This window comes from uncultured Tessaracoccus sp. (genome assembly GCF_947286155.1).
Lineage (GTDB): Bacteria > Actinomycetota > Actinomycetes > Propionibacteriales > Propionibacteriaceae > Arachnia.
The window spans coordinates 1-20,601 of sequence record NZ_CAMYPD010000044.1 but is presented as its reverse complement, the minus strand read 5'-3'; the positions used below and the strand labels follow the sequence as shown (position 1 = coordinate 20,601).

Here is a 20,601-nt window from a genome sequence, read left to right as displayed (position 1 = left end):
GGTCGGCAGGCACACGTGCAGCGATGGCCGGTTTATCTCGTTGGAAGCCGGTGGTGAGCATATGCACGTACTTGCCGTCATCGTCGAGCGCCCACGTGCACTGCTGCATGCGCCCATCCATGTGGCGCATCTCGAACATTTCCTTCGTGCGATCCCACGTCTCCCCAGAATCCTTCGAAGTCCAAATCTCGGTGTGCAGCACGTTGCCGAGCCCAGCGTTGACCATGACCCACAGATAGATGGTGTCGCCGACGACAACGGCATCCGCAGGCAGGATCGTCGAGAGTGTGCCATCGTCGTGGGCGTAGTCGACGAGCTGTTCCGCGACGTCGCCGCCCACAGCCGAAGTCCATTGCAGGCCCTTCGTGGCGGTCTTCGGGTCAGCGAACAGCCCCACCGGTGAGCGCCAGTTCCCGCCCGGGACGAACGCCTCCTCGAAGGTATCCCCAAAGATGAACAGGATGCGCCCGTCAGGGGTGGTGACTGGAATTCCGAGATCCGTGGCTTCCATCTTGAATGTGGTGGTGAGATCCGGGCCGGTTACAGGGCCCATACGCTCTATTCGACGACACACAGGCTCTTCTTTGGAACATGCCGTGAATGCGGGAAGCGAGAACGCTCCCACAGCACCAGCAACGGCGATTCTTCTGCTGATCTTCCCATCAGATCCTTGCATGAATATCCACCTTTGGAAACGCGTTCTGCGGTGAGCGGATGCACCAAACTTCGATGACGTTTTACACCTTACCCCAATACCTGATCTGGCATGGGAGCACTATGCGAATCACGTAAGGTTGGAGGCATGAGCAAAGACACTGTTGCAATCACCGCTGGCGAGAAAAAACGCCTGCTTTCTGCGTCGCCTGAACCGGGCCAGGATTGGTATATCAACGACCACACCTTCGTTCAAGACGATGAAGGCAATTGGCATGTGTTCGGCATCTGGCATGCCGAGCCTGCGAATCCGTTAGACGAGAAGGTATTCCTGCATGCGAGTGCACCGGCTCTGGAAGGGCCTTGGACGGTGCATCCAGCCGTGATGCATGCACGGGAAGATATCGGCGAAACTCACGTGTGGGCACCACACGTTATTCGCGTAGACGATACCTATCTCATGTTCTACTGCGGCGGCACGGAAGATCACGAGGCGTACCGCATCGAGTGCGCGACCAGCACCGACCTCTTCACATGGCACCACAGCGCCGACGGGCCCCTCTTCACCGACGGCTTCGACGCCCGCGATCCGATGGTGCTGAACGTAGGAAACGAGTGGGTGATGTACTACACCCGAACATCGAAACCCGACGGAGGAACCCACCAGGTTGCAGCGCGCACCAGCCCCGATCTGCAACAGTGGAGTAAGCCCGTCGTCGCCTTCGATTCCGGCGTGACAGGCACTTTTGGCGGCCCGACCGAATCTCCGTTCGTGTGCAAGCTCTCCCCCAACACCTACGTGCTCTTCGTCTGTGAATCTGGGGAATACGATCGAACGCTCGCCTACGCATCGAACGACCCGCTGCACTTCGACTCAGGAAACCTCATCGACGTCGACCTCGACGAGCACTGTGCCGAGATCATCGAAACCGCCGACGGAACCTGGATCTCCGGCGGCGGTTGGGGACGCGGCGGACTCACCATCCGGCCGATCGCCATGGCTCTTCAGTAATGCAACGAAGCGGGGCTGGCATTCCACCAGCCCCGCTAAAGAAATACCCCGAACTACTTCAATCCCGACATCTTGATATTGCCAATGATCTGCTTCTGGAAAATCAGGAACAGGATCACTACCGGGGCAGCAGTGAGTGTGGAGCCAGCCATGAGCAGCCCCAACTCGGTCTGACGCTCAGAGCGGAACGTGGCGAGGTATTGTTGCAACACGTATTTCTCGCGGCTCGTGATTGTCATAATCGGCCATACATAGGAGTTCCAGTAGGCAAGGAAGGCCGTAATTCCCATCACCACGAAGGGCGGCTTCGAGAGCGGAAGGAACAGCCTGATAAAGATCTGGAATCTACCGCAACCATCCAGCATTGCCGCTTCCTCCAGAGATGAAGGAATGTTCAGATAAAACTGGCGAATAAAGAACACGCTCGCAGCACTCGCAGCACCCGGAATCACCAGCACTGCAAGCGTATCGAGCATCGACAGTTGGGTAACTACGACGAAGCTCGTGAGCAGAATCGTCATGCCAGGAATGAACATCGTCGTGATGACGATTACCCAGAGCGTCTTCTTGAACCGGAACTCCAGACGAGCGAAGGCGTATGCGGCCATGGAGTTGACCGTGAGGTGCAGCAGGCAGAAGAGCACTGCGCCAAGGAAGGTCCACCCCAAGGTTCGCAGGAAGACAGGGTCTTGCAGAATCTGGACGTAGTTCTCGTAGCGCCATACTTCGGGGAAGAACTGGAACGGCGTCCGTACAACTTCGTTTCGTGCCTTGAACCCAGCAATTACCATCCACGCGAGCGGGAAGAGCGCTGCGAGCAGAAAGATGAGTCCGACGAGCCCCTTCAGCACAAGCTGGACCCAGTACAGCGGCGTGCGCTTACGTACCCGGCGGTTAGGCTTCGCGTCGAGGGACTTCTCCGCAGCGTTCAACACGACCTCGTCAGCAGCGGGTGCTGTGGATCCCGACATAGATTGATTCGTCATATCAGTCAACCAACTTCTCGGAATTAAGAACACGGAAGATCATGGCTGAGACAGATCCCAGAACGACGAACAGCAGCAGTGCCGCCGCAATGGAATAGCCAACAGTGGCGTCCCCACGGAAGTGGTTGAAGATGAACAGGTTAGGCAGCATCGTCGAATCGAGCGGACCGCCGTTGGTCATCACCAGGGGTAGCTCGTACTGCTGGATCGCGGCGGTGAAGCCGGTGATGAGCAAGTAGAGCAGAACGTTCTTCATCTGCGGAATAGTGATGTAGAACGTCCGCTGCCACCATCCGGCGCCTTCCATCTCAGCGGCCTCGTACAACTCACTCGGGATATCGACCATGGCAGCAACCATGATGAGCGAGGTGAGACCCATGCCGAGCCAAATGGCAGGAACTGCAATCGCGAGCAACGCCCACTTCGGGTCGGAAAGCCACGCGACCGGCTCGATATCGAAGAGCCCCAACAGCCAGTTCAGCAAGCCACCCGAATAGTTATAGATGAGCCCGAACGTGATGGACGTGATCACCGTCGAGATGATTGTGGGGATGTAGATGCTCACTTTGAGCACGCTCGCGAAATGACGCGAAACGCTGACCACCAAGCTCGCAAAGAGGAACGCCAGAACGAGCTGCACCGGCACCGTCATGAGTACGAAGGTGAGGCCAAGCTTCACCGAGTTCCAGAACAACGGGTCATACAGCACGTTCTTGAAGTTCTGGAAGCCCACAAACTGGGGATCCAGGTAAAACCCCCAATCCTGGAACGATAGGTACACCGCGTAGCCCGCAGGCCAGATGACGAAAATTCCGAGCATGATGAGCACTGGGCACAGCATCAGCAGCGCCAAGCGAGTGTCTCTATACCGGTAGCGTTTACTACGTTTCATTAATTCAGCAGCCGACGGCATGTTGTAGTCCCATTCCTTGTATTCGGGCGCACAGTGTGGGCGTGACGGCGCGGGGCCGCCACACCCACACACGTCAACTAGTTGTTCTTAGGTGCTTTCTCAGGAAGCTTCTCCCGGTCGATGACCGTCTGAATACCCTTGGTCGCTTCCTTGAGGGCATCCTCAGGGGACTTCTGACCGACCATGCCGGCTTCCATTGCCGTGCCGACCGCCAGTGAGACATCCCAGGGGTACTGCGGCTCGGGGATGGCCGTCGGAGCGATCTCTTCCGTCACCACGGTGGACCAGGGGGCGTCCTTAGCTTCTGGCTGCTCGGCCACCGCGTCCATGACGGACTGGCGTACCGGGGCCTTCGTGAACTGTGTCTTGACGAAGAACGGCACGAGGAGTTCCGGATCGCCTGCGAGACACCAGCTCAGGAACTCGCCGGCTGCCTCCTTGTTCTTCGTCTTGGCGTCAACAACCCACTTGAAGTTGCCCAGCGTGGTTGCCGAATCGCCCTTCGCGTTCGGGGCCTGGACGAATGGCGCCACACCCGTGTGCTCCAGCAGGTCGGGGTAGTCGGAGCCGATCTCGGACATCATCCAGGAACCGGACACCTTGAAGGCCACCTTCTCCTCACCGAATTCCTTGCCTTCGACGTAGGCCGCAAGCGCCTGCTTCGGCATGTAGCCCTTGTCCCACAGCTGCTTGTAGTAGCCAATCAGGGCGACGTACTCGTCGTTCTCGACATCGGCCTTGGTCCAGTCGTCCGTGAGGGCAGTGTGTCCGCTGAAGTTGTATTGCTGGCCAACCGTCGACCATGCGAACGTACCTGCATCCTGCGCGGGAGCAATGCAGTACTGACCCTGAGAAAGCGTGGGCTTGATCTTCTCGCAGAATTCGAGGAGTTCATCCCAAGTCTTTGGCGGCGTTTCCGGATCGAGCCCGGCTGCCTTAAACATCTTCTTATTCCAGAACAAGACAGCCTGAGGCTCAAGCAGCAGTGGGTAGGCGTAATACTTATCGCCAATCGCGGCAACCGGCAGTGCCGAATCGAGAATTTCCTTGAGCTTATCTTCACCCACAATGTCGTTGAGCTCATGCAGCTGGCCATTATTCACAGCTTCGCTAATCGAGGCGGAGTGGGTGTAGACGTCGGGCATCTGACCCGCAGCTTGCGCAGAGGTCACGCGCTGATCCCATGCATCTGCAGGAATCTCTTCGTCTTCGACCTTGATCTTGTCCTGCGACTCGTTGAACTTCTTCACGATGTCTGCGTACCACTCGTTCTCTACGGGGGTGAAGGTGCGGTGCCAGAACTTGATGACGGTCTTTCCAGCGGCATCTCCGCCGCCCTTGCCCGCGGATTCACCTGGGGTGCTAGAGCCACAAGCCGCGAGCGTCGACGCGGCGGCGAGCCCTCCTCCGACGCCGATGAGGCGTCGACGATTGATTTCGTAGGTCATTATTGATCTCCTTCTTTCATTATGTTCGCAATAGCGCAGCAGCATTGCTCGCTCATTGACAAGTTGTTAAGCAAGCCGAGGCATACGTTCTTCAACGGGCGGAAGAGTGAGTGTTTCATCCACACCGTCGAGGTACCAATATGCTACCGACGAAATGTCGTCACTTCGGTGATTATTGTGGCCATGTTCAATAGTCACTCGAATGGATTCTTGGAACATGACCGGGTCCTCAACGTGGAAACGGTAGTAGGAAATCTGACCGGCCCAGTTTTCACCACCAGGCAAGGTAATACCGTGGTAGGGAGCGTTGTATTCCTCGGAAGGGCACCAAGCCGTATTGAAGTAATCCTCAGTGCCAGTGCCATGAAGATTCGGCGGCCAAGACTCGCCGTCGACGAAGATCATGTCATCACCTTCGCCGTACCAGTTCCAGTCTTCCGTGTGGCGCAGGTTCGTGACGTTGAACACACAACCGACGTAGTGGCCCCGGCCCTTGGCGTCGAGGATGACGTAGTTGCCGTCGCCCGTGGTGTTCTTGCCCTCGAACAGGTACTCAGGGTTGGTGAGTTCTCCCTGTTCGATGCCATCGGTGGGGTTTTCACGATGCCAGGATGCGTGGAATCGTCCGAGCCCTTCTTCGAGCTCGTCGAAGGCTTCGTAGTCGATGTAGAAGTAGAACCAGATCACCAGCTCTTCGGATTCGTTGGTGATCTCGAACCGTGCCCCGTCGGCGAAGGGCATGTGGAAGAACGAGTTCAGTGACTTTCCGTCCTGCGGGCTCATCTGCAGCGGCAGCGAGGAGAAGTTCCGCGTGCGGGCATGCCCCATGCCGAAGAAGTCGCCGAGAGGCACCAGGATGCTGGGGTGCTCGTTGCCGTCCCAGTACGCGCGCAGCACGAGCTTGCGCATGAATGCGTTGTCCTTCGTCTCCGGGCCCGGAGGGAACTTCGGCGCGACGGTCATCCAGATGTGGTTCACGGACCCAGCGCCCTCGATACTGGCGAACTCGACGGTTTCACCGGGCTCTAACGTGATGCGGTCTTCATTGCCGCCAGTCACATCGTAGGAAGACACCCGTCGGCGCTTCGTGTCACGAAGCCGGGGAAGGTCTCGCAAGCTCGATCCGTGCTTGCCATAGTTCGTCATTGCAACTCCTCTTGCTCTCCAGCAACTTCGCGTGGAATCGATTACACGATGATAATCACACGTGCTTCGCGCATGCAAGGGCGAGGTGGCGTTGTAGCCAAACTGTGACCAAAAGAGGTGTGCTCAGCGCTTTCGATAGAGCTTCTTCGTCTGGTAGACAGGTTCCGTCGTTACGTGAATACCCAGCTGCCGGAAGATGTTCTCGTCTACGGGCCCGAGAATGACGCTCTCGTGCACGTCGCACCCGCGCAGCTGCTGTAGTCCTTCCATGGCGAGCGCCGCGTTCGGATCTGATTTGGCGCTCACCGCCAGCGCGATCAGCACCTCGTCGGTATGCAGGCGTGGGTTCTGCGAGCCAAGCACCTGCGTCTTCAGCCATTGGATCGGCTCGATTGATTCAGGTGAGAGCAGATCGATGTCGTCATCGATATCGCACAGAGCCTTGAGCGCGTTGATGAGCATCGCCGACGATGCCCCGAGCAGGGCGGAAGTCTTACCCGTAACAACCGTTCCGTCGGGCAATTCCATGGCCGCTGCCGGGTTCTTCGTCTTCTTAGCTAGATTGTTGGCTGCCACCACGACGGGACGGTCTTCGACGGTGATGCCCAGCTGGGTCATCAGCAACGCGATCTTCTCCGACGCGTCGGGTTCCAGCGCTTCGGCTTTCTCCTCGACGACGGCCTTGTACCACCGTCGAATGACCTCCTGCTTAGAGGCGCGTCGGCACACCTCGTCGTCGCTGATGCAGAAACCGACCATGTTGACGCCCATATCGGTGGGCGATTTGTAGGGCGACTCCCCCAGCAGGCTCTCGAACAGCTGGTTGAGCACTGGAAAGACCTCAACGTCGCGGTTGTAGTTGACGCACTGCTCGCCGTAGGCGGCGAGGTGGTACGGGTCGATGAGGTTCACGTCGTCCAGGTCTGCCGTCGCGGCCTCGTACGCGATATTGACGGGGTGGTCGAGCGCGAGGTTCCAGATGGGGAACGTCTCGTATTTCGCGTACCCAGAGGTGATGCCGCGCTGGTGGTCGTGATACAGCTGCGACAGGCACGTCGCCATCTTTCCGCTGCCCGGCCCTGGCGCCGTGACCACGACGACGTCGTGTTCGGTCTCGATGTAGTCGTTGCGCCCGAGCCCGGACTCGCTGACGATGTGCTTCACGTCATGCGGGTACCCCTTGATGGGATAGTGGCGGTAGACGCGCAGGCCGAGGCGTTCGAGTTTGCGACGAAACGCGCGGGCGGGTGCGTTGTCTTCTGTCGTCTGCGTGATGACCACGCTGCCGACGAACAGCCCGCGCTCACGGAAGGCGTCGATGAGGCGCAGCACGTCCTCTTCATACGGGATACCCAGGTCGGCACGCTGTTTTTTCGTCGCGATGTCTTTGGCATTCACCGCGATGACGACCTCGACGTCGTCGCGCATGGTCTCGAGCATCTCGATCTTGTTATCTGGGGTGAACCCCGGCAGCACGCGGGACGCGTGCATGTCGTCGAAGAGTTTCCCACCGAATTCGAGGTAGAGTTTTCCGCCGAACTGCGCCCGACGAGCTTCAATGTGCTCGGACTGCATGGCGAGGTACTTTTCGCGGTCAAAGCCTAACTGCACGTGCGGAAGCATAGCGCCTCATCCTTCCACGTACACTGGATGCAGCGTGAAGGAGAGACATGACTGAGTACGACCCGTACCGAGACATCGACGACATCATTGACGAGATCGATGGGAACGATACCCAGGACAAGCCGCGCCCCTCTTCCGAAGATCAGGCGAAGCCTTCCCCACAACCGGTGACCGACCCTGTGAACCCGTTCTACGGATCACGCTACGCCGACACGCCGTCGCAATCCACCGCACACCCAGCCTACGGCGCGAGCGGGAACAGCTACTACACAGGAGCCTACGAGAACCCCTTCGTCGCTCAGAACGGCCCGGTGCCGGTGCCAGCGTATCGAGCACCCGCGGTGCCACCCGAGCGGCAGGCCAACCTCACCATGCATAAGCTCAACACCTGGCTCTCGGTGTTCTTCCCCATCGCGTCCATCATCTTCTTCTTCATCGAGAAGGACAAGGAACGCGTGTACGACCAGCACCTTCGCGAGACGATGAACATGGGAATCACCCGCACGATTCTCTCCGTCGGTTTCGCGCTCGCGAGCGGATTCGTCGGCGGCATCTTTGGACTGCTCAACGTGGTGTACTTCATGCTGGCCCTGCTCGGGGCGATGGAAGCCCAGACGAAGTACGTCGAGGGTTCCCCTATTCGCTACAAGGGCGCGATCCCGTTCACACGCAAAGACGACGTCTGAGTGCTCACTCGAACCAGCTGATATCCCCGGCACCTCGACGAAGCACTTCGGGCTCGCTGCCCGTCATATCCACCACGGTGGTGGGCTCTAGTCCGACGTCGCCGGAGTCAAGCACGACATCGACCTGATGCTCCAGCAGCTCCTTCACTTCCCACCCCTCGGTCGGGGGCTGTTCGAGATCAGGTAGGAGCAGCGTTGAGCTCACCAGCGGGGCACCCAGTGCCTCGAGCAACGCCAGCGACGTGACGTGCGCCGGAATGCGCACACCGACCGTCCGCTTCTTCGGGTGCTGCATCATCCTCGGAACCTCGCGCGTGGCCTTCAAGATGAACGTGTACGGGCCTGGCGTGGCCGCCTTGATGGCTCGGAACACCCAGTTGTCCATCTCGACGTAGTGGCCCAGCTTGGCAAATTCGTCAACGACGAGCGTGAAGTTGTGTTTGTCGTCGAGCTGCCGAATGGCTTTGATGCGCTCAATCCCATCCGCGTTGCCGAGCATCGTGCCCAGCGCGAAACCCGAATCGGTCGGGTACACGACGAGGCCGCCGTCCTTCAGCACCGTCGCCACCTGCGCGATGCTGCGCGGCTGCGGGTTCTCCGGGTGCACATCGTAGTAACGAGCCAACATCAGAACACCTCAGCCGTAATCGCTTCGAGTACCTCTGCGGGCAGGGTGTCATGCAGGGCCGCTGCGGAGTCGGTAATGGATGCGACGCGCGATGCGCCGGGGATAGGAATGATGTGCTCTCCCAGCGACATCTCCCAGGCGAGTGTGACTCGCTGTGGGCTGATGCCTAATTCTTGCGAGGCGCTGCGAATTGACGGGAAGCGCTGATCGAGCCGCTTGGCGCCGCCTCCGGTGCCACCCAGCGGTGAGAACGGAACGAATGCGATACCTTCACGGGCGCACAGCTCCATCTCTGGCTTGCTCGTGTGATGGAACCACGGGGAGAACTCGTTTTGCACCGCGGCGAGCTGTCCGGGACCGAGCACGTCGAGGGCGATCTCGATTTCTTCGACGTTGGCGTTCGAAATGCCCACCTCGGCGGTGAGCCCGTCGGCCTTCAACTGCTGCAGCGCGCGAATCGAATCCGCGTAGGTGAGCGACCGGTCAGGACGGTGAAGGTACAACAAGTCGAGTTGCTCCACCCCGAGGTTGCGGCATGCAGCCTCCGCGCGGCTGCGCAGGTACTCAAGTGTGGCGCATCTCCCCCACTGTTCCCCCTCAGCACGAGTGATCCCTGCTTTCGTGGCGACGACGACGCGCGAGGTGTCACCCTCGTAGGTACGCAGGCCCTCTGCCACGAGCCGCTCGTTGTGACCCATTTGATCCCAGCTGGGTGCGTATATATCGGCCGTATCGATCAGGGTGATGCCGGCGTCGAGTGCAGCGTGAATCACCTGTGACGGGTCATCCGACGTTTCGCCAAACGACAACGGCATCGCGCCGTAACCCAATGCAGAAACCGTGAACTTGCCAAACTTTCGCTCCATGCACCGAGCTTACCGCCCCCGAAACTTGTCGACCGGCGATTCGACATGTGCTCGCACTGTCACCGAGCCTGGCACGCCCGGCAACACCACGTCCGCCATGGATACCGCACACTCGACGGTGACACTCACCGTCGCATTGCTGCCAAGCGCAGCACGAAGACCGGCGGCGTCAATGTCGACGCGGGTGTGTTCGCACCTCAGCCCTTCTCCCTGAAGCTGCTCAGCGACGAGTGCGGCAGCGGACGTACGTGCGTGGGCGGCGTCGCGGGCCATGGAGACGGCCCGGGCGGCATTGCCCGCGACCGCATCGAGATCATGCTGGGCCATGACGATGCGCGCGAAGACGACGACGAGCCCGACGAGCAACACGAGCCCAGGGATAATCACGGCGGCTTCTACCGCTGGTGCAAGACCTCGTTGACTGCGCATGCGCTCATCATCGCAGGAGATGGGGTGCAACTCGAGTACCCATGCGCCAGCTGTGGACAACGTGCAATAAGGTGGGGACGACTCACTGTTCGAACACGAAAGGACTCTTCATGGTCAAGAAGGTCGCCATTCTGACCGCAGGTGGTTTCGCTCCGTGCCTCTCCTCCGCCATCGGCGGGCTCATCGAGAAATACACGAAGGTTGCCCCCGAGGTTGAAATCATTGCCTACCGCCACGGCTACCAGGGCCTCCTCCAGGGCGACTTCCTCGTCGTGACCGACGAAGTGCGCGCCAATGCCAGCCTGCTGCATCGCTACGGCGGCTCCCCCATCGGCAACTCCCGCGTCAAGCTCACCAACGTGAAAGACCTGGTGAAGCGCGGTCTAGTGCAGAAAGGCGACGATCCGCTCAAGGTAGCGGCCGACCGCCTGGTGGCAGACGGCGTCGACGTGCTGCACACCATCGGTGGCGACGACACCAACACCACCGCCGCAGATCTTGCCGCCTACCTTGAGAAGCACGACTACGGCCTCACCGTCGTCGGTCTGCCCAAGACCATCGACAACGACGTGATCCCGATCCGTCAGTCGTTGGGGGCATGGACCGCCGCCGAGATGGGCGCGCGTTTCGCCAAGAACATCGTCGCGGAGCACAACTCCGGATCCCGCATGCTCATCATCCACGAGGTCATGGGCCGCCACTGTGGCTGGCTCACCGCTGCGACTGCGCAGAAGTACCACGAGTGGGTCAATGAGCAGCAGTGGCTACCGGAAATCGGCCTGTCGAAGGAAGCCTGGGACATTCACGCGGTGTTCGTCCCCGAGGGCCACATCGACATCGCCAAGGAAGCCGAGCGCCTCAACAAGGTGATGGACGAAGTGGGCAACGTCACCATCTTCCTCTCCGAAGGTGCAGGCCTCGACTCGATCGTTGCGGAGATGGAGGCTGCGGGTGAAGAGGTGCCGCGCGACCCCTTCGGCCACGTAAAGCTCGACAAGGTGAACCCGGGCGCCTGGTTCGGTTCGCAGTTCGCTGAGCAGCTGAAAGCCGAGAAGGTGATGGTGCAGAAGTCGGGCTACTACTCCCGCTCCGCTGCAGCCAACCAGGAAGACCTCGACCTCATCAAGCAGTGCACCGACCTCGCCGTCGATTGCGCACTGCGCGGTGAGTCCGGCGTGATCGGGCAGGATGAAGAGAACGGCGACGTGCTCTCCGCCATTGCGTTCGATCGCATCGCCGGCGGCAAGGCGTTCGATATCAACCAGCAGTGGTACAAGGATCTCCTGGCATCCATCGGACAGGATTTCCCTAAGGCAGCCACCGCGCACTGACGCCAGCGAGGTCCCGTACGCAGATACAACGTTGAGGGGATGAGTCCGCACATGGGCTCATCCCCTCAACGCTTCTCGGTTGCTTGATGCTCAGCGTCGAACGAGGCGCGTAATGAGCGCTACGAGCCCGGCAAACAAGGCACCCGCTCCCAGGCCCGTCGCGGCACCCGTCACGTAGCCAACGCCCAGCCCGGCCCGCACACCGCGTTCGGCGACGTCTTGGCGCACCATTGCTGGCCCTTCGGCAACATCATCCGCAAACGCCAAGGCCACCGCGGAACGCGAGGCAGCCATCTCGGCGGCGCGAGCATGTTCGATGCGGCTGTCCTGGCGTCGGCTCGCATCGGTGCCAATCCATGCAGCCACCATGAGGATCACCGTCGCCAAGAGGTTCATGAGCAACATCATCACGATGAGCGATCCGAACACAGCCGCTGCCGCGTTACCCGAGAAGACCCCGATGAGGGTGCCGACGAGTTGCTGCAGAATCGTGATGAGCACAGCGCCGATCGTGACACCGATCAGCCATGTCCTCCAGCTCGCGCGCTCCTTCGGGTCGGGCAGCGTGAGGAACAGAAACGCAACCAGCAACCAGGACGCCACCAGCGTCATCGCAATGGTGGCGAGCCGCATGAGGATGCCAATGCCGGGAATATTATCCCAACCGAGCCATTCGACGACGAGCCCCGACGCGCTCGAGCCGGCCTGCGCAACGACGACCCCCAACAGCAAGGTGACGAGCAGGCCGAGGAAGATGGCGATGTTCTGCAGAATGTCGAGGACCGGATTGGGCTTGCGATCCTCATCGACGGGATTCTCCCGCCACATCATGCGCACGGCTTTCTTGAGGTTACCCACCCATCCGGAACCGGAGTAGCCGGCGGTCAAGATTGCGACGATTCCGATGCCCCTCCAGTTGTTGAGGGCTTGGTCGATGGTGGTGGTGAGCGACTGGGCGGCATCACCGGAGCCGGAGAGCGCAGCGTTGATCTGCTCCTGCACTTGGCCCAGCAGTTCCGGGTAGAAGACCGTCAGTACCATGCCGAGCATCGCGAAGGCGAACATCAAGATCGGCACGATGGACAGCACTGAGAAATAGGTGATTGCACCAGCAAACTGCGGGCCGAGCCGTGCTCCGAAACGACTATTGGCCGCCATCGCGTGTGCGACTGGCGGCCAGTTCAGAATCTTCTGAATGGTGTTCTTCACTGTTGAGGCTCCTAGCCTGCCTTAGCTTTGCGCCGGGCGGCGAGTTCGTCGCCCGGATGGTCGAGGTGCTGTTCTGTAGCGCGTTCCGACGGTAGCGCAAGGAGGGTTCCTTCGATTTCTTTCCAGACGGAACTCACCGAGATCATGAACATGCCCTGGCCGCCTTTGGACAGGTCGAAGAGTTCATTGGCGCTGGTGACTTCGAAGACGCTGAAACCGTCGCTCACGAGCGTGACTTCAGTGACGTCTTCGACGCCGCGTGAGCGCAGGTGATCGATGGCGACACGGATCTGCTGCAGGGAGATACCGACGTCGAGGAATCGCTTCACCACGCGGAGCAGGAGGATGTCGCGGAAGGAGTAGAGCCGCTGCGAGCCAGAGCCCTCGGCGCGCCTGATCGACGGCACGACGAGCCCCGTGCGCGCCCAGTAGTCGAGCTGACGGTAGGTGATGCCAGCGACCTTGTGCGCAACAGGACCGCGGAAGCCCTGGTCACTGGGCAGCGGGGAGTAATCCCCATCGAACAATGTGTCCTGCAGCTCGGCCACGGTCTCCTCTTTTCCAATCGCCTGCGTTGAACGCTATCCGCCCTCGTATCGCGTACCTGCCTAGACACGCCGACGACATTCGTCGTACAGGCCCGCGATGGCATACATCCTACTCCGATTCTCAGTCATGGCATCCCAGTACATCATTGACCCATAGACGCTCTGACTAGGTGTTTTCACCGTCGGAGAAGTCGTCGGCGTTGACGGAATCCAGGAAAGCTCGGAACTCGTCGACTTCGTCAGATGGAAGTTCATCAACCTCAACCCCAACTTGATCCATGAGCATGCGGGGGCACTGGATGGGCCAGCCGAGCCTCAACGCCAACGCAACCGCGTCGCTTGGCCGTGCGTCGAGATCGAGGTCAAGCACGCGAATACGGGCATAGAACAGACCCTCTTCCATGTGAGTGATGATGACCCGCCCCGCAGCCTCACCCGCGAACTCGGCGATGACATTGGCCAGGAGGTCATGCGTGAGCGGGCGATTCACGTTCGCATCATCCGAGAGTTGGAGCGCGATCGCGGCGGCCTCGACGTGCCCAATCCAAATGGGCAGCAACGTCGTTCCTGATGGCTCGTTGAGCAGAAGCACGGGCGCGTCATCGCCACCCAACACCCTGATGCCGAGCACCTCGAGGTTCAGCATCTGGCGGTCAAACTGGTCGAAGTCATCCATTGATCTGTCCATGAAGCAATGCGGCGTGGGCTTGCAAGACGACGCGGTACACGTCGACGACAATCTCATTGGGGGCTGAACCACGACGTCGAAACGGTTCGAGCACCTGCTCGACGAGCGCGGCCTCGACGCTGGCGGCTTGCTGGAGCACCTTCATCTGACGCAGGTCGACGCCATAGTGGCTGAGGCGTTTCGCAGCGACGGCAACCGCCACCGCCTCACGCCCATAGCAGGCAGTCCCCCGACGCGGCTCAATCAAGCGCATGCGCTCCAGGTGAATCAGCGACGCCTCCCCCAGCCCCGACTCCTGCAGCAACTGACGCCTGGTGAGCAGCTGACCACCCTTCTGCGCCGTGCGCGTGTGCGGGCGCGGGGGGTCGGGTTCGGATTCCTCCCGGTCTTCGGGCTCTTGCGTCACCGTGGCTGGGTCTTCTCCGCGATCAAGCGCTTCCAGTTCTTCACGGATCACTTTGAGCGGCAGATAGCGGTCGCGCTGCGCGCGCAATACGTAGAGGAGACGGTCAACATCATCCTGGCTAAAACGTCGATAGCCGGAGGGTTGCTGCCGATCCGGCGATATGAGGCCCTCGGCCTCGAGGTATCGCAGCTTGGAGACCGAAATATCGGGGAATTCTCCCCGGATCATCTCAAGAACGCGTCCGATGGTGCGCGCCCCGGAAGCCATTAGGCGGCCCCGGAATCACCCAGCACGATCATGGCCCGGTACTTGCCGATTTGGATTTCGTCACCGGCGCGGACTTGTGCCCTTCCGTCGATCAGGGTGCGGTTGATGTACGTGCCATTCAGACTGCCGAGATCTTCCAAGAATAAGGTTCCGTCGACTCGGATGAACTTGGCGTGATGCCTCGAGACGGTGATGTCGTCGAGGAAGATATCGGACTCAGGGTGACGCCCCACGGTGGTGATGTCGGCGTCGATGAGGAACCGCGATTCATCGCCCGTGCCGAGTCGGACGACAAGGAGCGCGTTACCTGGCGCGAGGCCTTTTGCCGCATCGCCTACAGAAGAGGGGGACCCGTAGTCCATTGGCACGTCAATCGCTGCGAACGTCGACGTGGTGTCCGTCGAGGGCTCGAGCTGAGCTCCGCAGTGACTGCAGAACCTTGCAGTCTCAGCGCACTCCGTGCCGCACTTGATGCACCTCATCCCAATCCCTTTCATCGCGTCGTCATGTCAACCCTATCGCACGCAACCCTACCGGGGTCGGGCAAACTCATTTCGACGAGGTTCCACCACCGAATCGATACGTACCTCATCCAATTGGGTGATGTGGACGGTGCCGCCCACGCGTGGGCCCTCCACCTGGCTAACAAGGCCACCGCGAAACCTCGCTCCTGCTTCCAACGTGACGGGATCACCGATGATCTCCATCGTGAGCGGCAGCGTCAACGTCTGACCGTCGGCTTGCAGTGCGCCATCGTCGGCGACGGTGAATGCGGTGTCGACAACAATCCGCAGCGTGTCGTTGATCTCGATCACTTCTGCGCCGGCGTCGCGCAGTTCATCCACGGCGTTCAGCATGAGTTCTGGTGTTATCTTCCCAGCATCAGCAGAAATCTCGATGCGGATCCCGGGGCCGTGCGCAGGGATGGTGCCGGCGAGAATCTGCAGTTGCTCGAGCCGCCGTCGGGCATCTTCCCGAGCCGTTTGGGCCTTGTCGGCACCGCTGAGCAACTCGTCGCGGTTCGATTGCAGTTCCCGCAGCTCGGTTTCGAGCGCGCGATTCTGGCTCGTTACCGTGTCGAGCAGCTGCACGAGGTCTTCTTGGCGGGCATGGGCGAACTCAGGCTGGGCGTCTTGTGAGCGCACTGTCCACGTCACCATCAGCGCGGTCACAAACAGCACTGCTGCGGCGATAGCTTGGCCTTTCGAAGGCCGGAGGGAATCCTTGAGCCACGGGCGGGCAGGGGCGGTGCGCCGTGGTGCGTCGGTGGTCTCGTCCGGTTTCGGATCGGATTCAGGCATGGAAAATAGCCCTCCGGACTGCCGCGGCGTTCGTGAAGATACGGATACCGAGCACCACCACGACGCCCGTCGATAGCTGCGAGCCCACGCCGATCTGGTCGCCGATGAACACGATGAGTCCGGCGATGAGCACGTTGGACAGGAAGCTCACCAGAAACACGCGGTCGCTGAAGACGCCCTCCAAGTAGGCGCGCGTGGCGCCCAAGATGGCGTCAAGCGCGGCAACGATCGCGATGGGGAAATAGGGGGTGAGCATCGGTGGCAGCGTTGGCTGCAGCCAGAGCCCCACCACAATGCCGGCGGCCAGCCCAAGGATTGCGAACACTCAGTCTCCTTTCGCCAACGTCACGCCCAAGCCAGGGTCTGCAGGCAAGAGCAACTCACCGTCAGACTGCGTGAAGTCCAGTGTAAGTCCGTAGTTCATCACCAGGTACTGCCACCAGTTCGATGCGCGCGTCGCGGCAAACCGTGCCGGGAGCTGGCCCGGGTCGCCGATGGCCTCAACGCGGTACGGCGGGTTCAGCGATACGTAATCGACGGTCACCGCTGCGCCTGCGGAGCGGATCGGAGTACGCGAGGTGATGCGTCGGCCGTTCACCGCGACGGCCTCCGCCCCGGCCTCAAACAGCCCGGATACGAGCTGCGACAGATCCGAGTCGAGCACACGCCCTTCGGTGCCCGTGGCGTCGGGTGCATCGTCGACGGTCACCACGACGCCGGGGCCCTCCACCGCGACGGCGCCGCTGAGTAATTCTGCTTCCTGCAGCTGCGCGCGGGTCTGCGGGTCATCCAGATGCGTGAGCTGGAGCTCCCGAATCTCGTCTTCGAGCTGCCGGATTCGCTGCTCGAGCTCATGTTGATGTTGCTGTGCGTCCGTCACCTCAGCCAGCACGGCTGATCGTTGCGCTGCTCGGACGTCGCGGGTCGTGAAGGTCTGGACGAGCGCGTACGTCAGCAACGAAATGATTAACGCGACGGTGATGAACGACACGACGGGCCTGCGACGAGGTGCTTGCGTCGACCGATACTCCGGCTCAAGGGCGCCTTCGGTCACCGTGCGCAGCAGACTCATGGATTCGTCTGGCGGACGCGTCATCTAGCCGCTCACTTCTGCGCGCCTGGCACGAGAAAGGCGGATCGTCTCGCGCAAATACAGCATCCCCGCAGCCCAGTACAGACACGCCCCGGCGACGGCGATCGCCCACCCCAACACATATGCAACTTGGAAGTCGAAGGCCTCGGGAGCCGAGACGAGCACGACAGGAAAGGCGAGCAGCAGTGTGAATGTGCCCGCCTTGCCGACAAGGTTCACAGGCAAGTATGTCTGTCCGCTGCGCCGCAGCGATGGCACGAGCAGGAGCAGCATGAGGTCTCGCGCGAGCAGGATCGCCACGAACCACCACGGGAAGATGCCTCGCACCATGAACGCGATGATCGTCGACAAGATATACAGCCGATCGGTGATTGGATCGAGCTGTGCGCCGAGCTTGGTGCGCTGGCGCAATCTGCGGGCAAGGTAGCCGTCGAACCAATCCGTGACGGCAGACACCACCAGCACGATCACCGCAGCCAGGTACTGACCGGCGATTATCAACCACACGAACACGGGGATGGCCGCCAAGCGCAAGAACGACAGCACGTTAGGGATGGTGAATACGCGGTCGGTGTCCCAGCGCTGCTCCGTCACAGTCTCTATACTACTGGGCTCGCGCTTGTTCGTAGGCAGCGACGATGCGCGGCCCGATGTGCTCCCACGAATAGCGCGCGGCAAGTTCCCTGGCGATCGACGCGTCACCTCCCACCGTCAGCCGTTTCCTCAGCGCTTCCGTGGCGGCTTCGACGTCGCCAGGAGGGAACCAGCTCATGCACCGCGGGTCGTCGGCGACGGCACGAAATGTGGGTAGATCTGACGCCACTACCCCACATCCATGTGCGAGCGCCTCGACGAGAACCAGGCCGAATGATTCCCCGAAGGTATTGGGCGCCACGAGGACACTCGCTTCGTGCAGCCACGCATTTCGTTCAGCGTCCGTAACCGCACCATATTCGGCGATGTGGTGCGAAGACACCCGGCCAGGGCCCAGCGCAACGAACCGCGCTTCGTGCGACATCCGCTCCGCAACTGCTTCGAAGATGGGGTAACCCTTGCGCGCATCATCTCTGCGACCGACGTACAACACGACGGGAAGTTGCGACGTCGGTTTGTCGTTTTCTTCCGGAAGAGCAATGCCGTTGGGGATCACGTCGGGGTGAGCCCCCGTCGCGGCCAAGGCTGTGGCGGCCGCACCGTCGGAGACTGCGAGGGACACGCGCCGCCCGATCATGGCGGAACGCATCCGCAGCAACGGGGTGAGGAGGCCTGGCGCGAACTGTGCATGATGGGTGACCACCAGCGGTCGGCAGGCCCTCGCCGCCGCAAAGCTGAGGCCAGGCGTCAACGGTTCGTGGACGTGCACGACGTCTGCCTCGCGCAGTGCCGCGATCGCCCGCCGAGCTTGCGCCGGAGCCAGCGCGAGGTGCGCCGTCGATCCGTTGAATTGCAGGGGCACCGAGTCTCCGACGAGCATCTCCCCTGGCTTCGACGAGCCGGTGCCTGGCGCCACTACGAGCACCCCGTGGCCCTGCTCGTGCAGCCAGTGGGCGAGCCCCCGCACGTGCGTTCCCACACCTCCGGGTTGGTCGAAGGAGTACGGGCAGACAATCCCGATCTTCATAGGAACGCCTCGCGCAACATCAGCCATGAATCGGGATGCCGACGAACACCCTCGGCGAAGTGCTCCACCACCCCACGCATCAGTGCATCGGGGGTGTCACCGGTGATGGTTGGCGACACGGTCATGCCGAGTCGTCCGCCCGCGAAGTGCGTCGTCGCCACGCGAAGGTCGGCTCCAGTTCGGCGTGCCAGCAGGGCTGGCCCCGCCGGCACGGAAATCGTCTCCGCCGAATCCGGCCACGGGACGCGGATGCCGTGAGCCGACAAGTCACGGTCTGCGAGCAAACACACCATCTTCCCGGCGCGGATCGCGTCGGCAAGTGTGGGGAGCAGGCGCGGCTGATCCACGGGGAAGATGGTCATGCCCATGCCCTCCCTGGCCGCGCGAAATCGCTCATACATCCCGTCGGGGAGCCGTTCGGCAACGCTCGCCACCGAAATGCCGATGCGCGCGCACCACGCGCCGGCAAAGTCCCATGACCCCATGTGCGGTAGCGCGAGCACAAGCCCCGGGCCAGCGAGGGAGGTACGAAGCCTCGCGACGTGTTCGTCGGGAATATCTGCAACCCGGTGAATACCTGCGTCGCTCCAGCGCTCCAAGCTGAGTGACCAGAGGTTATTGCGAATCCAGTGCGCTATGAGCCGACGACGCATGCTCCTGGTGGGCGCGCTGCCGGTGGCGCGAGTCACGCTCTCGGCCCAGGCATCGACGGCGGGCAGCCGGCCGAGCGACGCAATCGGGGCCGCGAGGGTGGCGAATGCATCGGCACCTCGCCGAGGGATGCGTTTGCCGAGCGCCCACAGGAGATCCATGCGGTTCACGTTCAGGCCTGCCACGCCTCCGCCAACCGCTGCCGGGCATCGTCGAGCAACTGTGGAACGGCCTTCGTGCGCCCCACGACGGGCAAGAAGTTGGAATCGCCTTGCCAGCGCGGGACCACGTGCTGGTGCAGATGCATCGCGATGCCCGCACCCGCGACGTCGCCCTGATTCATGCCGACGTTGAACCCCGCCGGGTTGCTCACCTTCGTGAGTGTTCGGATGGCTTGCTGCGTGAGCTCCGCGATCTCCACGGTCTCCTCAGGAGTGGCGTCGACGTACGAGGCAACGTGCCGATACGGGCAGATAAGCAGGTGCCCGGGGTTGTACGGGAAGAGGTTCATCACGACGAACGCGTGCTCCCCCCGCCTGACGATCAGGCCTTCATCATCGGGTTTCCCGGGGCTTGTGCAAAAGGGGCACTCGCCCGGGCTCTTCGGCTTGCCTTCGCCGTCGATGTACACCATGCGGTGCGGCGTCCAGAGTCGTTGAAACGCATCCGGTACGCCGGGGTACACTCCTGAGTCTTCGACGTTGGCCTCCCTGCTCATGCCTGCGCCGTCGGGTTCGCGTTGTTGCGCGTCCGCACATAATCGACGATGTCACGCACGGCATCGTCGACGGGCACCCCGTTGCGTTGCGACCCGTCGCGGTAGCGGAATGAGACGGAGCCCGCGTCGCGATCTTCGCCGCCGGCGATGAGCATGAACGGCACCTTCTCTTTCTGCGCGTTGCGGATCTTCTTCGCGAAGCGGTCATCAGAGGCGTCGAGTTCCACACGGATTCCCTCCGCCCGGAGACGGTCAAGAATCTGGCGCAGGTAGTCGTCGAATTCACTGGCGACGGGGATGCCCAACACCTGCACCGGGGCCAGCCACGCGGGGAAGGCGCCCGCGTAGTGCTCGGTGAGCACGCCGAAGAACCGCTC

25 protein-coding genes are annotated in these 20,601 nt (G+C 61.3%); 3 read left to right on the top strand and 22 right to left on the bottom strand.

All coding sequences use genetic code 11. From position 1 onward, the window contains the following. Positions 1-553 (bottom strand): DUF4185 domain-containing protein (locus Q0X68_RS10630; RefSeq protein ID WP_297751413.1); only part of this gene is annotated, 553 nt, incomplete at its 3' end. 249 nt (positions 554-802) lie between these two features. Here Q0X68_RS10630 and Q0X68_RS10625 point away from each other — a divergent pair. Further along, a complete protein-coding gene (locus Q0X68_RS10625) occupies positions 803-1,666 on the top strand; it encodes a hypothetical protein (RefSeq protein ID WP_297751410.1) in 864 nt (287 codons plus the stop codon). Between the two features lie 53 nt (positions 1,667-1,719). Here the strand turns inward: Q0X68_RS10625 and Q0X68_RS10620 are convergent, their stop codons facing one another. The 5 genes from Q0X68_RS10620 to Q0X68_RS10600 all read right to left on the bottom strand — a co-directional run bounded on the left by Q0X68_RS10620 (position 1,720) and on the right by Q0X68_RS10600 (position 7,770). Beyond that, positions 1,720-2,637 carry a carbohydrate ABC transporter permease gene (locus Q0X68_RS10620; RefSeq protein WP_297751408.1) on the bottom strand — a complete coding sequence of 306 codons (918 nt, stop codon included), beginning with the start codon at positions 2,635-2,637 and terminating at the stop codon, positions 1,720-1,722. Positions 2,638-2,653: 16 nt separating this feature from the next. Beyond that, positions 2,654-3,544, bottom strand: coding sequence for a carbohydrate ABC transporter permease (locus Q0X68_RS10615; protein WP_297751404.1), 891 nt, complete (start codon positions 3,542-3,544; stop codon positions 2,654-2,656). A gap of 98 nt (positions 3,545-3,642) precedes the next feature. After that, positions 3,643-5,013 (bottom strand): ABC transporter substrate-binding protein, encoded by a 1,371-nt coding sequence (locus Q0X68_RS10610; RefSeq protein ID WP_297751401.1) that lies wholly within the window; start codon positions 5,011-5,013, stop codon positions 3,643-3,645. A 66-nt stretch (positions 5,014-5,079) separates the two neighbouring features. Further along, a complete protein-coding gene (locus Q0X68_RS10605; protein WP_297751399.1) occupies positions 5,080-6,159 on the bottom strand; it encodes a glycoside hydrolase family 172 protein in 1,080 nt (359 codons plus the stop codon). Positions 6,160-6,282: 123 nt separating this feature from the next. Beyond that, complete coding sequence (locus tag Q0X68_RS10600) at positions 6,283-7,770, bottom strand: DUF1846 domain-containing protein (protein ID WP_366128227.1); 1,488 nt, start codon at positions 7,768-7,770, stop codon at positions 6,283-6,285. Positions 7,771-7,829: 59 nt separating this feature from the next. On the opposite strand from Q0X68_RS10600, the gene Q0X68_RS10595 reads away from it, so the two are divergent. Beyond that, positions 7,830-8,468 (top strand): DUF4870 domain-containing protein, encoded by a 639-nt coding sequence (locus Q0X68_RS10595; protein ID WP_297751393.1) that lies wholly within the window; start codon positions 7,830-7,832, stop codon positions 8,466-8,468. Between the two features lie 4 nt (positions 8,469-8,472). Here Q0X68_RS10595 and Q0X68_RS10590 read toward each other — a convergent pair whose 3' ends face one another. From Q0X68_RS10590 to Q0X68_RS10580, 3 genes are read right to left on the bottom strand one after another with little or no spacing between them, the layout of a single operon-like run. After that, positions 8,473-9,093, bottom strand: coding sequence for an L-threonylcarbamoyladenylate synthase (locus tag Q0X68_RS10590; protein WP_297751419.1), 621 nt, complete (start codon positions 9,091-9,093; stop codon positions 8,473-8,475). 2 nt (positions 9,094-9,095) lie between these two features. Next, entirely contained in the window at positions 9,096-9,962 is an 867-nt protein-coding gene (locus Q0X68_RS10585; protein ID WP_297751390.1) for an aldo/keto reductase, read from the bottom strand. A 9-nt stretch (positions 9,963-9,971) separates the two neighbouring features. Continuing rightward, the gene (locus Q0X68_RS10580) at positions 9,972-10,391 is read right to left on the bottom strand and encodes a TadE/TadG family type IV pilus assembly protein (RefSeq protein ID WP_297751387.1); all 420 of its coding nucleotides are present in this window, start codon (positions 10,389-10,391) and stop codon (positions 9,972-9,974) included. Positions 10,392-10,501: 110 nt separating this feature from the next. Here Q0X68_RS10580 and Q0X68_RS10575 point away from each other — a divergent pair, with 110 nt between their 5' ends. After that, a complete protein-coding gene (locus Q0X68_RS10575; protein ID WP_297751384.1) occupies positions 10,502-11,722 on the top strand; it encodes a pyrophosphate--fructose-6-phosphate 1-phosphotransferase in 1,221 nt (406 codons plus the stop codon). A 90-nt stretch (positions 11,723-11,812) separates the two neighbouring features. Here Q0X68_RS10575 and Q0X68_RS10570 read toward each other — a convergent pair whose 3' ends face one another. The 13 genes from Q0X68_RS10570 to Q0X68_RS10505 form a co-directional block, all read right to left on the bottom strand. Next, positions 11,813-12,931: a YihY/virulence factor BrkB family protein gene (locus Q0X68_RS10570; protein ID WP_297751381.1), complete on the bottom strand. Its 1,119-nt coding sequence runs from the start codon at positions 12,929-12,931 to the stop codon at positions 11,813-11,815. Between the two features lie 11 nt (positions 12,932-12,942). Next, positions 12,943-13,479: a MerR family transcriptional regulator gene (locus Q0X68_RS10565; protein ID WP_366128221.1), complete on the bottom strand. Its 537-nt coding sequence runs from the start codon at positions 13,477-13,479 to the stop codon at positions 12,943-12,945. A 166-nt stretch (positions 13,480-13,645) separates the two neighbouring features. Beyond that, positions 13,646-14,155 carry a bifunctional nuclease family protein gene (locus Q0X68_RS10560; RefSeq protein ID WP_297751378.1) on the bottom strand — a complete coding sequence of 170 codons (510 nt, stop codon included), beginning with the start codon at positions 14,153-14,155 and terminating at the stop codon, positions 13,646-13,648. Next, on the bottom strand, positions 14,148-14,801 hold the full coding sequence (locus tag Q0X68_RS10555) for a MerR family transcriptional regulator (RefSeq protein WP_366128219.1): 654 nt from the start codon (positions 14,799-14,801) through the stop codon (positions 14,148-14,150). Before Q0X68_RS10555 ends, Q0X68_RS10560 begins: the two co-directional genes overlap by 8 nt. Positions 14,802-14,839: 38 nt before the next feature. Next, positions 14,840-15,322, bottom strand: a complete 483-nt coding sequence (locus tag Q0X68_RS13160) for an FHA domain-containing protein (RefSeq protein ID WP_366128217.1) — start codon at positions 15,320-15,322, stop codon at positions 14,840-14,842. A gap of 48 nt (positions 15,323-15,370) precedes the next feature. Beyond that, positions 15,371-16,141 carry a DUF881 domain-containing protein gene (locus Q0X68_RS10540; RefSeq protein WP_297751372.1) on the bottom strand — a complete coding sequence of 257 codons (771 nt, stop codon included), beginning with the start codon at positions 16,139-16,141 and terminating at the stop codon, positions 15,371-15,373. Further along, a complete protein-coding gene (locus Q0X68_RS10535; protein WP_108872067.1) occupies positions 16,134-16,466 on the bottom strand; it encodes a small basic family protein in 333 nt (110 codons plus the stop codon). Before Q0X68_RS10535 ends, Q0X68_RS10540 begins: the two co-directional genes overlap by 8 nt. Then, entirely contained in the window at positions 16,467-17,237 is a 771-nt protein-coding gene (locus Q0X68_RS10530; protein ID WP_297751368.1) for a DUF881 domain-containing protein, read from the bottom strand. Then, a complete protein-coding gene (locus Q0X68_RS10525; RefSeq protein ID WP_297751367.1) occupies positions 17,238-17,828 on the bottom strand; it encodes a CDP-alcohol phosphatidyltransferase family protein in 591 nt (196 codons plus the stop codon). A gap of 10 nt (positions 17,829-17,838) precedes the next feature. Further along, positions 17,839-18,855 carry a glycosyltransferase family 4 protein gene (locus Q0X68_RS10520; RefSeq protein ID WP_297751364.1) on the bottom strand — a complete coding sequence of 339 codons (1,017 nt, stop codon included), beginning with the start codon at positions 18,853-18,855 and terminating at the stop codon, positions 17,839-17,841. Next, positions 18,852-19,691, bottom strand: a complete 840-nt coding sequence (locus tag Q0X68_RS10515) for a hypothetical protein (RefSeq protein WP_297751362.1) — start codon at positions 19,689-19,691, stop codon at positions 18,852-18,854. Before Q0X68_RS10515 ends, Q0X68_RS10520 begins: the two co-directional genes overlap by 4 nt. Beyond that, entirely contained in the window at positions 19,679-20,224 is a 546-nt protein-coding gene (locus Q0X68_RS10510) for an HIT domain-containing protein (protein WP_297751359.1), read from the bottom strand. Before Q0X68_RS10510 ends, Q0X68_RS10515 begins: the two co-directional genes overlap by 13 nt. After that, the coding region (locus tag Q0X68_RS10505) for a His/Gly/Thr/Pro-type tRNA ligase C-terminal domain-containing protein (protein WP_297751356.1) at positions 20,221-20,601 on the bottom strand (381 nt) is incomplete at its 5' end. The genes Q0X68_RS10505 and Q0X68_RS10510, both read right to left, overlap by 4 nt.

Bases quoted from the DNA above. Each gene is read 5' to 3' on its own strand.
- Q0X68_RS10575 (WP_297751384.1), top strand. From the start codon at position 10,502: ATGGTCAAGAAGGTCGCCATTCTGACCGCAGGTGGTTTCGCTCCGTGC.
- Q0X68_RS10620 (WP_297751408.1), bottom strand. From the start codon at position 2,637: ATGTCGGGATCCACAGCACCCGCTGCTGACGAGGTCGTGTTGAACGCT.
- Q0X68_RS10610 (WP_297751401.1), bottom strand. From the start codon at position 5,013: ATGACCTACGAAATCAATCGTCGACGCCTCATCGGCGTCGGAGGAGGG.
- Q0X68_RS10520 (WP_297751364.1), bottom strand. From the start codon at position 18,855: ATGAAGATCGGGATTGTCTGCCCGTACTCCTTCGACCAACCCGGAGGT.
- Q0X68_RS10540 (WP_297751372.1), bottom strand. From the start codon at position 16,141: ATGCCTGAATCCGATCCGAAACCGGACGAGACCACCGACGCACCACGG.
- Q0X68_RS10585 (WP_297751390.1), bottom strand. From the start codon at position 9,962: ATGGAGCGAAAGTTTGGCAAGTTCACGGTTTCTGCATTGGGTTACGGC.
- Q0X68_RS10530 (WP_297751368.1), bottom strand. From the start codon at position 17,237: ATGACGCGTCCGCCAGACGAATCCATGAGTCTGCTGCGCACGGTGACC.
- Q0X68_RS10615 (WP_297751404.1), bottom strand. From the start codon at position 3,544: ATGAAACGTAGTAAACGCTACCGGTATAGAGACACTCGCTTGGCGCTG.
- Q0X68_RS10555 (WP_366128219.1), bottom strand. From the start codon at position 14,801: ATGATCCGGGGAGAATTCCCCGATATTTCGGTCTCCAAGCTGCGATAC.
- Q0X68_RS13160 (WP_366128217.1), bottom strand. From the start codon at position 15,322: ATGAGGTGCATCAAGTGCGGCACGGAGTGCGCTGAGACTGCAAGGTTC.
- Q0X68_RS10605 (WP_297751399.1), bottom strand. From the start codon at position 6,159: ATGACGAACTATGGCAAGCACGGATCGAGCTTGCGAGACCTTCCCCGG.
- Q0X68_RS10510 (WP_297751359.1), bottom strand. From the start codon at position 20,224: ATGAGCAGGGAGGCCAACGTCGAAGACTCAGGAGTGTACCCCGGCGTA.
- Q0X68_RS10580 (WP_297751387.1), bottom strand. From the start codon at position 10,391: ATGCGCAGTCAACGAGGTCTTGCACCAGCGGTAGAAGCCGCCGTGATT.
- Q0X68_RS10560 (WP_297751378.1), bottom strand. From the start codon at position 14,155: ATGGATGACTTCGACCAGTTTGACCGCCAGATGCTGAACCTCGAGGTG.
- Q0X68_RS10595 (WP_297751393.1), top strand. From the start codon at position 7,830: ATGACTGAGTACGACCCGTACCGAGACATCGACGACATCATTGACGAG.
- Q0X68_RS10625 (WP_297751410.1), top strand. From the start codon at position 803: ATGAGCAAAGACACTGTTGCAATCACCGCTGGCGAGAAAAAACGCCTG.